The 14,529-nt window shown below is 51.5% G+C and carries 17 protein-coding genes and 1 tRNA gene; 5 read left to right on the top strand and 13 right to left on the bottom strand.

Translation table 11 applies throughout. The annotated features are described in order from the left end of the window. Together ACKVOS_RS07865 and fdxA are read left to right on the top strand one after the other, a co-directional pair. Complete coding sequence (locus ACKVOS_RS07865; RefSeq protein WP_409211464.1) at positions 1–264, top strand: RNA-binding S4 domain-containing protein; 264 nt, start codon at positions 1–3, stop codon at positions 262–264. 106 nt (positions 265–370) lie between these two features. Next, positions 371–709, top strand: a complete 339-nt coding sequence (fdxA, locus tag ACKVOS_RS07860; RefSeq protein ID WP_183941401.1) for a ferredoxin FdxA — start codon at positions 371–373, stop codon at positions 707–709. On the opposite strand, the gene ACKVOS_RS07855 is transcribed toward fdxA, so the two are convergent. The 6 genes from ACKVOS_RS07855 to ACKVOS_RS07830 are packed head-to-tail and all read right to left on the bottom strand — an operon-like array spanning position 706 to position 4,859. Continuing rightward, positions 706–1,989, bottom strand: a complete 1,284-nt coding sequence (locus ACKVOS_RS07855) for an NADH:flavin oxidoreductase/NADH oxidase family protein (RefSeq protein WP_409211463.1) — start codon at positions 1,987–1,989, stop codon at positions 706–708. The two genes, fdxA and ACKVOS_RS07855, sit on opposite strands and share 4 nt — an antisense overlap. Beyond that, positions 1,986–2,276 carry a hypothetical protein gene (locus tag ACKVOS_RS07850; protein WP_409211462.1) on the bottom strand — a complete coding sequence of 97 codons (291 nt, stop codon included), beginning with the start codon at positions 2,274–2,276 and terminating at the stop codon, positions 1,986–1,988. The genes ACKVOS_RS07855 and ACKVOS_RS07850 overlap by 4 nt, the downstream gene beginning before the upstream one ends. Then, on the bottom strand, positions 2,276–2,953 hold the full coding sequence (gene lipB / locus ACKVOS_RS07845; RefSeq protein ID WP_409211461.1) for a lipoyl(octanoyl) transferase LipB: 678 nt from the start codon (positions 2,951–2,953) through the stop codon (positions 2,276–2,278). The genes ACKVOS_RS07850 and lipB overlap by 1 nt, the downstream gene beginning before the upstream one ends. Further along, on the bottom strand, positions 2,950–3,537 hold the full coding sequence (locus ACKVOS_RS07840) for a GNAT family N-acetyltransferase (protein WP_409211460.1): 588 nt from the start codon (positions 3,535–3,537) through the stop codon (positions 2,950–2,952). Before ACKVOS_RS07840 ends, lipB begins: the two co-directional genes overlap by 4 nt. A 6-nt stretch (positions 3,538–3,543) precedes the next feature. After that, entirely contained in the window at positions 3,544–4,401 is an 858-nt protein-coding gene (hemF, locus tag ACKVOS_RS07835; RefSeq protein WP_409211459.1) for an oxygen-dependent coproporphyrinogen oxidase, read from the bottom strand. Further along, a complete protein-coding gene (locus ACKVOS_RS07830) occupies positions 4,398–4,859 on the bottom strand; it encodes a tRNA (cytidine(34)-2'-O)-methyltransferase (RefSeq protein ID WP_409211458.1) in 462 nt (153 codons plus the stop codon). The genes hemF and ACKVOS_RS07830 overlap by 4 nt, the downstream gene beginning before the upstream one ends. A 29-nt stretch (positions 4,860–4,888) precedes the next feature. Between ACKVOS_RS07830 and ACKVOS_RS07825 the strand changes: the two genes are divergently transcribed. Together ACKVOS_RS07825 and ACKVOS_RS07820 are read left to right on the top strand one after the other, a co-directional pair. Continuing rightward, entirely contained in the window at positions 4,889–5,920 is a 1,032-nt protein-coding gene (locus ACKVOS_RS07825) for a glycosyltransferase (RefSeq protein WP_409211457.1), read from the top strand. Between the two features lie 97 nt (positions 5,921–6,017). Further along, on the top strand, positions 6,018–7,181 hold the full coding sequence (locus ACKVOS_RS07820; protein WP_409211456.1) for a cell wall hydrolase: 1,164 nt from the start codon (positions 6,018–6,020) through the stop codon (positions 7,179–7,181). A gap of 268 nt (positions 7,182–7,449) precedes the next feature. Here the strand turns inward: ACKVOS_RS07820 and ACKVOS_RS07815 are convergent, their stop codons facing one another. The 7 genes from ACKVOS_RS07815 to petA all read right to left on the bottom strand — a co-directional run bounded on the left by ACKVOS_RS07815 (position 7,450) and on the right by petA (position 13,392). Then, the gene (locus tag ACKVOS_RS07815) at positions 7,450–8,817 is read right to left on the bottom strand and encodes a sensor histidine kinase (protein WP_409211455.1); all 1,368 of its coding nucleotides are present in this window, start codon (positions 8,815–8,817) and stop codon (positions 7,450–7,452) included. Between the two features lie 56 nt (positions 8,818–8,873). Continuing rightward, positions 8,874–9,593: a response regulator gene (locus ACKVOS_RS07810; RefSeq protein ID WP_409211454.1), complete on the bottom strand. Its 720-nt coding sequence runs from the start codon at positions 9,591–9,593 to the stop codon at positions 8,874–8,876. Positions 9,594–9,641: 48 nt separating this feature from the next. After that, complete coding sequence (locus ACKVOS_RS07805; protein WP_409211453.1) at positions 9,642–10,220, bottom strand: EF-hand domain-containing protein; 579 nt, start codon at positions 10,218–10,220, stop codon at positions 9,642–9,644. Positions 10,221–10,364: 144 nt separating this feature from the next. Further along, positions 10,365–10,438, bottom strand: a tRNA-Gly gene (locus ACKVOS_RS07800). A 125-nt stretch (positions 10,439–10,563) separates the two neighbouring features. Continuing rightward, positions 10,564–11,409 carry a cytochrome c1 gene (locus ACKVOS_RS07795; protein ID WP_409211452.1) on the bottom strand — a complete coding sequence of 282 codons (846 nt, stop codon included), beginning with the start codon at positions 11,407–11,409 and terminating at the stop codon, positions 10,564–10,566. A 19-nt stretch (positions 11,410–11,428) separates the two neighbouring features. Next, positions 11,429–12,724: a cytochrome b gene (locus ACKVOS_RS07790; protein ID WP_409211451.1), complete on the bottom strand. Its 1,296-nt coding sequence runs from the start codon at positions 12,722–12,724 to the stop codon at positions 11,429–11,431. A gap of 14 nt (positions 12,725–12,738) precedes the next feature. Beyond that, positions 12,739–13,392 carry a ubiquinol-cytochrome c reductase iron-sulfur subunit gene (gene petA / locus ACKVOS_RS07785; protein ID WP_409211450.1) on the bottom strand — a complete coding sequence of 218 codons (654 nt, stop codon included), beginning with the start codon at positions 13,390–13,392 and terminating at the stop codon, positions 12,739–12,741. A 289-nt stretch (positions 13,393–13,681) separates the two neighbouring features. Between petA and ACKVOS_RS07780 the strand changes: the two genes are divergently transcribed. Further along, positions 13,682–14,529 (top strand): 3-deoxy-7-phosphoheptulonate synthase (locus ACKVOS_RS07780; protein WP_409211449.1); only part of this gene is annotated, 848 nt, incomplete at its 3' end.

The raw sequence follows: 14,529 nt of genomic DNA, 5'->3' as shown, positions 1-14,529 counted from the left end.
ATGCCGATGACTGCGATCCGCATCGACAAACTGCTATTTTTCCTAAGGATCGCGAAAAGCCGCAGCCTGGCTCATAGTTGGACTTACGAAGGGCACATCCGGGTCAATGGGCGCAGGATAGAAAAGGGCAGCGCGGCCGTTTGCATCGGCGATATTGTGACATTACCACAAGGTGAAGGAGTTCTTACTTTTAAGCTTCTTGCCATGCCGTTGCGCCGTGGTCCGGCAATAGAGGCAAAGGCATGCTATCAGCTTATCGATTAAAAATTTGCACAATGACGCATAACTGCGTTGACTTGACCCTGCGTCTGACAATAGGCAGGAAAGATAAAGCGGACAACCCGCCGCTGCGTTTGGGAGAATTCCACCGATGACTTATGTTGTTACCGATGCTTGTATCCGCTGCAAATACATGGATTGTGTTGAAGTATGTCCGGTGGATTGTTTCTACGAAGGCGACAATATGCTCGTCATCAACCCGAACGAGTGCATCGATTGCGGCGTGTGTGAGCCTGAATGCCCGGCAGAAGCCATTTTGCCCGACACTGAAAGCGGACTGGAGCAATGGCTTGAACTTAACGCGACTTACAGCGCGGAATGGCCCAACATTACCAGCAGCCGGGAACCACCTGCTGACGCCGATGAACATAAAGGCGAAGAAGGAAAATTTGACAAATATTTCTCGGCAGAACCTGGTGAGGGCGACTAAGACCGTCGTTCTCGCAACCAGTTCTTTTGGTATTTTTCAACCTCGCGCAACGCGGAAAAAACAGACATTTCCAAATTGGTTCGGCCCGTGCGACCCAGTGCATAGATTTGGCTATAATACCAATATTGTACCGCGAATCCGTCAATGGCGCGGATCAGCTTGATTTTGCGTAATCCGGAGAGCCAATCTGGTAGCAATGCCAACTGCGCTTCTGTTTTCGGTAATATCGCCATGCCACTTAGCAGTCTCTTCGGCGCATCCGTAAGGACACAAAGCGGACGTCCCAATCCGATAATGTCGGCTGCACCGGTCTTAAGAGCTTGCTCCATAGCAGATGCACTACGAAAGCCACCGGTGACCATCATCGGTATGGAGAGCTCGTCCTTCATGGCTTTGGCGAAATCCACGAAATAGGCTTCCCGCGCGAGTGTTGTTTCGGGAATATCCGGAGATTCGGCTTCCTCTAAGCCTTCAATGCCTAGCAATTTGGGTTGTTCATATGTGCCGCCCGAAATCTCGATTAAGTCGACTCCGGCATCCTGCAACCACCGAGCGACCTGAAGACTTTCTTCAAATGCAAAGCCGCCACGTTGGAAATCTGCGCTGTTGAGTTTAACCGATATAGGAAAAGCAGGCCCAACCAATTGGCGGACGGTGTTGATGCTAAACATCAGGAAGCGAGCCCGATTCTCAAGGCTTCCCCCCCAACGATCTTCGCGAAGATTGCTGCGCGGGCTCAAGAATTGCGAAATCAAATATCCGTGCGCCGCGTGGATTTGAACACCTGTAAAACCGACTTCTTTACATATCTGAGCAGCTTGACCAAAACGACTGATTAGATTGAGAATTTCAGCTTCAGTCAGGGCGACAGGCGTTCCAAATTGACCGCCTGGCAATCCAAGCTTCACTGCGGACGGCGCTTTTGGGCGCGGATTGACAGGCTTCATAGTCTGCCGTCCCGCATGGCTGATCTGCGCCCAGAAATGATTGCCACCCCGTGTCGCAGCTGCCGTCCAACGCAAAAGTGCATCGCGCATTTCTGGCGAAGGCATTCGGTCAATTATGACATTGCCAGGCCGTTCCAAGTGATCGCGATCGATTTGAATGTTGCCCGAAATATGCAACCCGGCGCCACCATCCGACCAAAGTCCATACAGCTTTTCCAACTCGGCAGTTGGCTGCCCGTCTGTATCCGCAAGCCCTTCGGTCATAGCAGCCTTGGCAATGCGGTTTGGCAATTGCGCACCGCAGGGCAGTAATAAAGGATCGGCAAGTTTCATTCGGTTGCCGCCTTTTCAACGTTGTCGTCCGGCACAGATACTAATGTGTTTTCCTTTGGCTGTTCTTCCGTCTGCGTTTTTTCTTTTGTTTTGGCAGGTGGAGCGGCTTCCAATGGTCCTTCATCCGTGGAGGTGTCTGTTATGATCATATCGTCGCTAATCGTACCTTGGAGACTCGCCAGATCGTCCACGCGTGTTTCAGTAACTTTTTTGTCTTCTTTGGTGTTATTACAGGCCGATAAACCTATCAGAAAAATTGCTGCGATTATGCTGTTGGTACGCATCATTATATCTCCTCAGGCGACTGTGAATCGCAAAATGCGTCCGGCGCATTTGCAACGGTGTTAAGGAATTTCGGAAAGGTCGAATACAAGGCATCGTCAAAATCTGAAAGCGACGCTTTGATCCCCAGATCGGCGAGGCTGGTGACAGGATAATCCGCGATGCCACACGGAACAATTCCGGCAAAATGGCTAAGATCAGGAGCAATGTTGACCGCAAAGCCGTGCATCGTAACCCAGCGTCGGATCCGCACGCCAATTGCTCCGATTTTCGCCTCTTTTCCGCTGAGTGTGTCGCACCAAATGCCGATGCGTCCTTCGGCCCTTCTTGCCGGAACATCGAATTGCGCCAATGCGTCAATTACCCAGCCTTCCAAGGCATGAACAAAGCACCGCACATCTTTGCCCCGTGTGGCAAGATCCAGCATGACATAGCCAACGCGTTGTCCTGGACCGTGATACGTATATCGTCCGCCGCGCCCACTATTGAAAACCGGAAATTGCTGACTGAGAAGCTCCGCAGGGTCCGCGCTCGTCCCGCCAGTATATAAGGGAGGGTGTTCGAGCAACCACACCAATTCCCGCGCACTTTTTTCCCGGATGTCCGCTTGCAGTAATTCCATGCGGCTTACTGCTTCTGCATAAGAGGTAAGACCGTTTGTAACTTCCCAGTTGATGTTCATACTATTAACGGAATCTGGGGCGCTGCGTGGCGGTCAATCAGATTTAACAGTCGCGGATCAGCAAAGGTTTCGACCTGTCGCTGAAAGGGTGTGAAACCGGCTTTCATGTAAAATTGAAGGGCCTTTGGCGCATCAAGCGTGCACGTATGCAGCCACATACGTTCAACCCCAGGTTCGCTCCAGCCCAGTTGCAACGCCATAGCCATTAGCCACTTGCCATGACCTTTATCTGCCATTTCTGGCACCAAACCGAAGAATGCAATTTCACATTGCCCTTTAACCCGGAAATCCAATTCCATTATACCCAGTTCAACCCCTCGTTTATCGATAACCGCCCAAATACGGACTTTCGGGTCATGTATAATGTTGCACAGTTCGGTCTCATCCAAGGTCAGGCGGGAACACCAGAGCCATGGTTCGCCGACCCGACGATACAGAATTCGGTATTTTTCGGCGGACGGCTTTTCCCATCGCGCAAGGCTCAAATCCGACATGGGTTGAGCGCGCATAATTGGACGACTTAGCATTTCCAGTGATGTCACGATGGTGCCAATCACTCCGGAATCAATAGGTGTAAAAGCCATAAGGTCTCAGTCCCAGGCCACTTCCGGAGGCAGACTCATCAATATGGCATCTACATTTCCGCCAGTTTTCAACCCAAAGGTTGTCCCCCGATCGTACACCAGATTAAACTCTGCATACAGACCGCGCCACCGCCGCTGCGCCTGCTTTTGCTCGGGCGTATATTCCATGTTCATCCGGCGGCGCACCAGCTTGGGAAATATATCCAAAAGTGCTTCGCCAACATCGCGGGTTAAAGCGAAATTTTGTTCAAATAGCGCGTCACTGCTATTTTCGAGATGATCGTAGAATATGCCACCAACACCGCGATGAACGCCTCGATGTGGTATCCAGAAGTAATCTTCAGCCCATGCCCGATATTTTTCATAGACTTCAGGACCATATGGCGCACATGCAGCACGCAGTCGTGCATGGAAATCTGCTGTATCCTCTTCATAAGGAATCGGCGGATTTAGATCCGCTCCGCCGCCAAACCAGCTTTTTGTGGTGACCAGATAGCGCGTATTCATATGTACGGCAGGAACATGCGGGTTGGACATATGCGCGACGAGACTGATGCCGGTTGCAAAGAAATTCGGATCTTCGGCGGCACCATGGATGGTTTTGGCAAATTCCGGATTAAAGCTGCCGCCAACTGTCGATACATTGACACCGACTTTTTCGAAAACCTTGCCTTTCATAACGCCGCGCACACCGCCACCTCCGGGCGAACCGTCATGGTCGGTCCGGTCCCATGGGGTATATTCAAACCCTGATTGGGAACCAGCTTCTCGTTCAATTTCTTCAAATGAAGCGCAAATCCGGTCTCGCAGTTTTTCAAACCAGGCACGCGCAGCCTGTTGGCGGGTGTCTAGGGTCAGTGTCACGCATCTTCTCCCGGGAATTGCTTGGTTTGCCTTAATGCTTCTGCCAAGGCGATGCCAGTCGATACCGCTATATTCAAGGATCGAAATTCCGATCGCATCGGAATGTAGACGCGAGCATCTGAAAGATCATGGATATGGGCCGGAACACCCTGGCTTTCCGATCCCATCAGTAAAACGTCATTTGGTCTGAATTCAAAAGCAGTAAGGGGCACTGACGCCTTGGTAGTCATAAGCACAAGCCGAGATGGGCCGACCGAACTTCTAAATGCAGACCAGTCTGCGTGACGGGTCAATGCGGCCTTCGCTGCATAATCCATCCCTGCACGTTTTAGGGCACGGTCTGAAAAGGCAAATCCACATGGCTCAATGATATCGCACGGCACACCAAAACAAGCAGATATCCTTAATATAGCCCCCACATTTCCAGCTATATCCGGTTGAAAAAGTGCAATACGCATAGAAAATTTTGCCTGCTGGAAACGAATTTGTGACGATTAGCGTTTATTCGGTGCGGATGGCAACAGGGCCCACCGTTTCTGTCATCATGAGCGTCTATAACGGCGCGCCATATCTCTACGCCTGTATGCAATCCATTTTGCAGCAACGCTTTACAAATTTCGAATTTCTAATTGTTAATGATGGATCTACCGATCAAAGTTCAGAGATCTTGCAAAATCTTGCTGCTGCTGACAGCCGCATCCGACTTATCGAGCGCGAAAACCGGGGGTTGGTTTTTAGCCTGAACGAGCTTGTCGCAGAAGCGCAAGCACCTTTGCTTGCCAGAATGGATTGCGATGACATTGCTATGCCTGACCGTTTTTCGAAGCAGGTCAAATTCATGCACGCCAATCCTGACATCGGGATATTAGGCAGCAACACCCATGATTTGAATGAAGACGGTCTGATTATAAGGGCAACAGAGGAATATCCGCTTTCGCCATCGACTGCACGCGACTGGATGAAAAATGGCCCCCCCGTTTGCCATCCGTCTGTAATGATGCGGACGGCAATTATCCGGGAGTTGGGAGGATATCGCGCACCTTTTCGTCATGCAGAAGACTATGACTTGTGGCTGCGCGCTGCCTTAATTACCGACATATGTAACTTGCCGGATCGGCTATTGCTTTACCGCCGCAGTTCGCAACAGATTAGCCAGAAGCATGCGGGCGAACAAGCAAAGGCCGCTGCAGTTGCGTGGTTGGATTATGTTAGGCGGTGCGATGGTCATGACAGCTTGTTTGATGCCAGGTCTGATTTGCCGCATTATGACGAACTTGATCAGCTATTTGATGAGGTGGGTGCATCCGCATTTGTAAGGCGTAAAGTGGTTGAACGGCTGAGATATTCAAATGAAATGCTGGAGGGACCGGAATTCAACATGATGGTGCAGCAAGTCCGAGCTGGCGAAAGCTTTGACGGGGCGATGCGAACCATTTTACGGCTGGGGCGGAAAGGTCGCATGTGTCGCGCGCTTGTACTCGCATCTGCTGTCGCTGGTCTTGTAATAAGCAATTCATAACAGTGAGTATTTTACAACAATTAACAAGTTCAAAGGTCGGCGTCCCACGCTGGCACAGCGCGAAATACGCAGGCGCAGACTGTCCAGATTTCATGTAATGGCGCTTTTTATTAAACCTTTCTCCGCCGTTTCTGCAAAGCACCTCATGATACATGAACACATCAATGAAGCGAGCACTCCGCGAAAAAGACGAATTCGCAACGTTTCGCAACGACGCTTGATTGGTACACGGGAGATTGTCCTGGTTCTTTTGGCATTTGCTTTGTTGGCATTGGCACCTTCGGTTGCCCAAATAGCACCATTTGGTGAGTCAAAAGGCGATGCAAAAGTCATTGAGTTGAAATGGCACGCTGAATTGCCGAGCGAGAATTTTCCAGGATCTGCCTTTTTTTATCTCGATAATGCGGCTGTTGCTGTTCCGGAAGTTTCAGATTTGCCCGATATCTCCCAAAACGGTGAGCGTGCTTTTCCTGCAGAAAATACAGCTCGGCCTTTTATACTCCGTGCCGGGACGATCGAACATAATCGGGCACTGAAATGTCTGACGGATGCAATTTATTATGAAGCCGCGAATGAACCTAGTGCAGGGCAGCGTGCCGTTGCCCAGGTGATATTGAACCGGATGCGGCATCCGACATTTCCCAACAGTGTGTGTGGTGTAATCTATCAAGGATCGGAGCGGGCCACAGGCTGCCAGTTTAGCTATAGCTGTGATGGCTCGATGACCCGCGTGCCAGCCAGAATATCTTGGTTGCGCGCGCAAAATGTCGCAGCGCAAGCCTTGGCAGGTTACGTATATGCGCCGGTAGGCATGGCTACGCATTATCATGCGACTTATGTATATCCCTATTGGGCACCAAGTTTGAATTTCGTTTCAACCATCGGTGCGCACCGGTTCTACAGTTGGAAGGGCAATGCTGGTCGTCTTTCAGCATTCTTTAGAACATATGCCGGAATTGAACCCTTTCCTGGCCCCAAACCACGATCGCTTCAGACGTTGGCGAGCGACGATCTTGACCCCTTAAAACTGCAGCAAAGATATGAAAAAGAATTTGCGGCGGCACGTCTGTTGGCTGAACAAGGCGCACAATCAGCAGCGCGCGCAAATGCAGCGGCCATTTACTCTCCTCTGGATCATGTTCAAGAACATCCATCCAAAATCCAAGATATGTCCTCGATCCAAAATGCTTTGCCGCAGGCGACCGATGTGAAACCGGAATATCAAAACAGCGGTTCTTGGAAATCGCAACCTGTAGGATGAGATGGATTTGCCGGCTGAATTTCAGGTGTGCGGCTTGATTTTGGCGGCGTAAAAAATTTTTCGAAAATTGATAAACTTCGAAGCGAGCCTGCCGTTTTACCTATTAGACCGGTTGGACGGCCATTTCTTGAGCAGCGCAAGCTGCGATACTGGTCCATCTGAAATGGCTTTCTGCGTGGTCGGCAGGCGTTGAAGGGTTTGACCCGTAACGTCATAAAACATCGGCCTCCGGACGCGATCCCACATCCACGCGACCGGAGGCCGACAGTTATATCTTGACTGAAAATATAGCTTTCAAGCCACCTTCTGCAAGATTTGTGAGTTTGACATCCCCGCCATGCGCGCGCGCGATAGCACGCGAGATCGTCAAACCTAGACCAGATCCGCCCGTAGAGCGGCTGCGGGATCGTTCTGCCCGGGTAAACGGTTCAAACATCGCTTCGATCAAGGATGGTTCAATGCCGCTTCCATGATCGCTGATGATGATTTCAATGAGTCCCGCTTTCTCGAGAATCTCGATTCGAGCCTTTTTCCCATAAATGATTGCATTGCCGATCAAATTTCGAAGTGCCCGTCGCACAAGTACCGGGCGAATAGTGGCAATGATGCGTTGGTCTGGCACTCGATATTCGACGGGAGAAAATTCTTGCGCGATAGATTCCACTAAAGCGCCGACATCGACATACTGGGCCGCTTCGCCCGACTTGCCGAGCCGCGCAAGTGTCAATATATCATCCAATATGGTGACCATTTCATCGATGATCGATGCCATATTCTCCCGCTCTGGTTCATCTTCGATCGATTCAATGCGAACCCGGAGGGCCGCCAAAGGTGTTTTCAGGTCATGCCCGATGGCACCTAGCATCACATCTTTTTCGCCCAACAACGTAGATACCCGAGATTGCATGGCGTTAAAGGCTTCAATCAAATGCCTGACATCATCGGGGCCGGCCGCGGGAAGTGGGGACATTCCGTCCGACAATCCAAACCTCTGAACACTGACGGTTAACTGGTTTAGGGGGTTTGCGATGCGGCGAGCGACCAGCGCCAGCGGTATCATGACCGCGACAAACAATGTGAGCGTTTGGAGCAGCAGGGCGATGACCGAAGCATTTTCAAAAGGTCGAACAAGACCAGCCGCATTTATCCATGTGCCGTCAGGTAAGCGTGCCGACAACAATATAGCCGTTTTGGGCTTTTGGTGATCGCGTGAGCGAAACCGACCGGTTTGCCAGCGGCGCAACGGCGGTTCGCGTAATTGTGCAGGCAATAAATGAACCGAAACAGTGGAAATATTGACATCTGTCAAAACAATATCCCCTTGGCTCAGAAATTCTTGTGCCCGTTCGGTCAATTCATCCTGTGTTTCGGAACGGTCAATACTGACCGGTTTGTCGTGCAGCGCAATTGCCACTGGTGGAGGACGCTTTCGATGGCCACCTTTCATCGGGCTACCAAATAATGACCACAAGTCGCCCTGACCAGTTGGATTGCCCTCTACTTCCATCCGTTCGATCTGATTTGCGACCCTGCTGACGACCATTGCAGCGGCTTCCGAAGCGGCGCGATTGCGAATGCCCATGATTAACAGGGTCGCGTTGATCATCTGGGCGACCAGCAAGGCAGACGCCGCCACCAGCAATATTTGCCCATAAAGGTTTCGTGGCCAGAAACGCAGGTTGCGATTCGAAATCACAGGCGCTTTACTTCTGTGGAGAACCGGTATCCGCCGCCCCAAATAGTTTTGATATGCTGAGGATCTTTTGGCTCCGTTTCGATTTTTCGCCGCAGCCGGCTGACTTGGTTGTCAATTGCGCGGTCAAAAGGGCCCCCTTCACGACCACGTGTCAAATCCAGCAAATGATCCCTCGAAAGTATTTGTCCCGCGCGACTAACCAGGGCCTCTAACATTTTGTGCTCCCCCGATGAAAGCGGGACAAGTACACCTTGCGGGTCATGCAAGCTTTGCTGGACGCTGTTCAACGTCCAGCCAGCAAAGCTATATCTTTCCCCCATGCAGTCCGATTTCGTCGCACCGGTCGAAACCCTGCGTAGCACGACTTTTATACGGGCGACCAGTTCGCGCGGAGAGAATGGCTTGACGACATAGTCATCTGCGCCAATTTCAAGCCCCACAATTCTGTCTGTCTCTTCCGACTTTGCGGTTAACAATATAACCGGCGGGCCATCGTTGGCCGAGATGTTCCGACAAAGACTCAGGCCGTCTTCGCCGGGCATCATGATATCCAAAAGCACCAAATCAATATCATAAGACAGCAATGCAGAACGCGCCGTTACTGCATCTGACGCGTCGGTTATTCGGAATCCCTGCCGCTCGAGATATTTACCAAGCGGTTCCCGGATCGAAACTTCATCATCAACAAGCAAAAGATGAGGGCGGGATTTATTCATCGGTTCGATTGTAATGAAATCCTGAAATAACCGGCGCGGCCAGGCATGCTATTGTACCGCAGGGGCAGCTTGATGAGACCAGCGATCCTTCCGCATTGATTTGCGTTCAGAATCTGAAATTGTGCCATCATTGTTGCTATCGGCCTTTGCAAAGCGGACTTCGGCAGCTTTACGAAATTCGGATTGTGTGACCGATTTATCGCCATCAGTGTCCGCCATAGCCAGCATTTTCATTCCGCCAATATGCGGTCCGCCTCGACCTTTTCCCATGGCTACATGCGCGTCATGAGAACTGCCGCGTTCCATTCGCTTTGCATGACGATCACCGCGCTTTGCATCCCGCGCCTGAAACGACGCTATGAATTCAGCTTCGCTGACGGCACCATTTTTGTCCGAATCCATTTCGGCAAAATGCTTCTTCATCATTGCCGTCCGGTCCGATTCATTTAACCTACCGTCAGCATTCGCATCCATTTTTGTAAAGCGGGCATCGGCGGCAGCAAGTGCATCGGCTTTGGTGACGATTTTACTGCCGTCTGCGGCCGGGGCCACATCTGGTGCGGCATAAAGTGCCGCTGAAGTCAGTGTAATTGCGAATATCGCTCCAACAATCTTGCTTTTGTCCATTTCGTCATTCCTTGTCTTCGTGACCGACCGATGGGCCGGATGAATGGTGTATAACTAGAATATGTCGCAAGGGTTTGTCAGCGCAATCGCTGCATTGTCGCAAAGTGTATCAAAGTAGCAAGGGCGATCATTAGGGCCCGGTATTGGAGCGGGTAAGGGGAATCGAACCCCTCTAGCTAGCTTGGAAGGCTAGTGCATTACCACTATGCTATACCCGCAATCCGGTTTGACACTTGGTCGCGCCGCTATTGCCAGCAACTTGCGTCGTCGTCAACGGGTCGATTGCAAAGAAAGAGGCCGCAAAATCGCGGCCTCTTTTAATTGCGGTCGTTCAATCGAGCGATCAATGTTTCTTGTCGGCCCATATGCTTTTGTAGGACATCCAGGCTAAAACCGTGAAAATGATCAGGAAACCCAGTGCAGCCCAACCAGCGCTTTTCCGGTTTTCCAGCTTAGGTTCTGCGGTCCAGGTCAGGAACGCGGCAACATCCTTTGCCATCTGAGCCTTCGTTGCCTTCGTACCATCATCGTATGTCACCTGATCATCGGCGGTCAATGGCGCTGCCATTGCGATATTCAGGTTGGCGAAATACGGGTTATAATGCAATCCGTCCGGCGTTTTGGCATCGGGAAACTCTTTCAAAAGCTCCGCAGGCTGCGCGGCTTCATAACCGATGAGCAATGAATACACATATGCCGGGCCATCAGCGCGCGCTTTGGTGATCAGTGAAAGATCGGGCGGCAATGCGTTGTTATTTGCCGCACGCGCTGCAACTTCATTCGCAAAAGGCGAGGGGATCTTATCGGCCGCAATGGCAGGCCGAGTAGCCGGCTCTCCGGTTTCAGGATTTATGGAAGGAACTTCGGTTTTCCACCCCTTCGCAATCGCCTTAACCTGTTCTTCGTCATAGCCCAGCGCAGCAAAATCGCGGAAGGAAACGAGGCTCAGGCTGTGACATGCCGAACATACTTCGGCATACACTTTCAAGCCGCGTTGCAGCTGGGCGGTGTCGAATTTACCCAAGGGACCGTCGTGAGCGAAACTAACCGCTTTTGGCGTCTTGTGGAATTCGTGCTCCGCTGTCGGAACTGCGGGTTCCTTGATCGCACCAATAATGGTGTCAGCAAGGCCGATCAGCAGCATCCCACTGAAGAACACGCCTACCAAAAAAGCAATTAAACGAACCATTATAGAGGCTTTCCCTGTTTTATGCGGTCGCTGTTTGCAGCGGTTTGCCAGTTACGGCTTCGGTAATTGAATTAGGCAGCGGAAGTGGCCGTTCAATGCGAGAGACGATTGGCAGGATGATTAAGAAATGGGCGAAATAATAAGCCGCAGCAATCTGGCTCAATACAACCCATTGGGTATATGGTGGCTGTGCGCCGCAATATGTCAGGACGAGCAGGCTAGGAATTAAGCCGTACCAGAAAAACTTGCGGAACAATGGACGATAATGTCCTGAACGAACAGGCGAAGTGTCGAGCCAAGGCAGGAAAAACAGCAGCAAAATCGATCCGAACATCGCCAACACACCCATCAGCTTTGCTTCGATAAGCACGATACCAGTAAACGGTATGCCGAAATTGACAGTGAACGCTTTAAGGATCGCGTAAAATGGCAAGAAATACCATTCAGGAACGATATGCGCCGGTGTCGACAGCGGATTGGCTGGAATATAATTGTCAGGGTGGCCAAGCAAATTCGGCGCGAAGAACGTGATGACAACAAATCCAATCAGGAATACGCCGAGACCAAAGCCGTCCTTGGCAGTGTAATAAGGGTGGAAGGGAACGGTATCCTGTTCACCCTTTACACTAACACCCGTCGGGTTCGACGAACCTGGGATATGCAAAGCCCAAACGTGCAGAATGATGACGCCTGCGATTACGAAAGGCAGCAGATAGTGGAGCGAGAAGAAGCGGTTCAATGCCGCCTGATCGGGAGCAAAGCCACCGAGCAAAAGTTGGCGCAAAGGTTCGCCAACCAAAGGAATCGCGGAGAAAAACCCTGTGATAACCTGCGCCCCCCAGAAGCTCATTTGGCCCCAAGGAAGCACATAACCCATGAACGCTGTCGCCATCATCAGCAGGAAGATGACCACGCCGAGCAACCATATCATCTCGCGCGGCGCTTTGTACGAGCCATAGAAAAGGCCCCGGAAAATATGGATATAGACCACAATGAAGAAGAAACTGGCCCCATTCATATGGGCATAGCGCACAAACCAGCCCGCATTTACATCGCGCATGATGTGCTCAACGGAGTTGAATGCTCCGTCAACACTTGCATAATAATGCATCGCCAGAACGATACCGGTTACGATCTGAATAACCAAAGCGACCCCGGCCAAAACACCGAAGTTCCAGAAATAATTCAGGTTACGTGGCACAGGATAACCCGCACCGATCGCATTATACACCAGACGCGGCAGGGGAAGACGCTCGTCCACCCATTTGGTCACAGCGCTTTGCGGCTTATACTCATTTGCCCAAGGGAAGCTCATCTTGACTTAGCTCCTCAACCTATTTTCACGACTGTGTCGGAAAGAAATACATATTCGGGAACCTGAAGGTTCAGCGGAGCCGGGCCTTTGCGAACGCGTCCGGCGGTATCATAATGCGAACCGTGGCAAGGGCAGAAATAACCGCCATATTCACCTTTGACTTCACCCGAAGCCGCGCCAAGTGGAACGCATCCCAAATGGGTGCACACGCCAAGCGTAATCAGCCAGTTTTCCTTACCAGGTTGGGTCCGTTCTGCCAAAGTTTGCGGTTCACGAAGCGAAGCAACGCTCACCTTATTGGCTTCGGCGATTTCTTCTGCCGTAAGATTACGAATGAACACAGGTTGCTTGCGCCAGCTTGTCTTGATTGATTGGCCTGGCTGAATGGACGCTACGTCCACTTCGATCGATGCCTGCGCCAGAACATCTGCGCTTGCGCTCATTTGCGATACAAGCGGGATGACAGCGGCCGCAGCGCCGACGCCAGCGAAGCTTACGGTTGCGATGTGGATGAAATCGCGGCGTCGCACGCCTTCGCCTTCGCTGTGCGAAGTTCCTGCATCCTCTGCTTTTTTAGCGGACGCAGTCGCTTTTGACTCGGCTGAAGCTTCAGCGGGCTTTTTGCGCGGAGCTCGAGTTGTGCCTGTTGTCTTTTTGACCGTAGCCATATGCTGCCCTTATTACCGACGCGAACATGATGTCCGCTATACCGTCGAAACCCCATGATACCCAGACAATGGAAGCATTTTCATCTTCTTTGTCAGGGCGATTCAGCGGGTCTGATAGACGCCTTTGTGCCAATTTGCCAACAGGGAATTTGGCAGTTATTCTTCTAAAAGTTTGCAGGACAGTTGCAAATTTCGAAAGTGACGGAAAATTGCCGCTTTTGCTTGCTAGTGCATAGAAAATGAGCCTAAAGAGCGCCCCTTTGAAATGAATAATGCTGGAGTGATGGCCATGGCGACGGATTGGACGCCTTATAGTTGGAGAAACGCCAAGGGTATTCACATGCCCGAATATCAGGACGCAGCCGCGTTGGCCGCGACCGAGGAAACATTGCGTAATTACCCGCCACTGGTGTTTGCCGGTGAAGCGCGCAACCTGACTTCCGATCTGGCCAAGGTTGTCGAGGGCAAGGCATTTTTGTTGCAGGGCGGCGATTGCGCCGAGAGCTTTGCGGAGTTTCACCCCAATAACATTCGCGATACGTTTCGCGTCATTTTGCAAATGGCGGTGGTTCTGACATTCGCCGGTAAAGTGCCCGTGGTCAAACTCGGCCGGATGGCAGGGCAATTTGCCAAGCCGCGTTCGACCCCCACCGAAACCATCGATGGCGTTGAGCTTCCCAGCTATTTCGGAGATATCATCAACGATATCGAATTTAATGCGGCCGGCCGCGCCCCTGACCCGGCGCGCATGGTTCGCGCTTACAGCCAAGCGGCATCGACGTTGAACCTGCTGCGGGCGTTCTCCAACGGGGGCTATGCCAATTTGCAGCAAGTGCATGCCTGGACCCATGATTATATGGGACGCTCGCCATGGGCGCAGAAATATAAGGAAACCGCTGATCGTATCGGAGAAGCGCTTTCCTTCATGGAAGCATGCGGCATCACACCGGAAACAGTTCCGCAGATAAAGGGAACGAGTTTCTATACCAGTCATGAGGCTCTTCTTTTGCCTTATGAACAGGCCATGACACGGCAGGACAGTTTGACGGGCCGGTGGTACGATACATCGGCGCATTTCCTGTGGATCGGCGACCGGACACGTTTTGAAGGATCGGCGCACGTTGAATATCTGCGCGG

Source organism: Sphingorhabdus sp. (assembly GCF_046154385.1).
Taxonomy (GTDB): Bacteria; Pseudomonadota; Alphaproteobacteria; order Sphingomonadales; family Sphingomonadaceae; genus Sphingorhabdus_B.
Note: the sequence above shows the minus strand (reverse complement) of the source record. Positions and strands in the feature narration are given on the sequence as shown.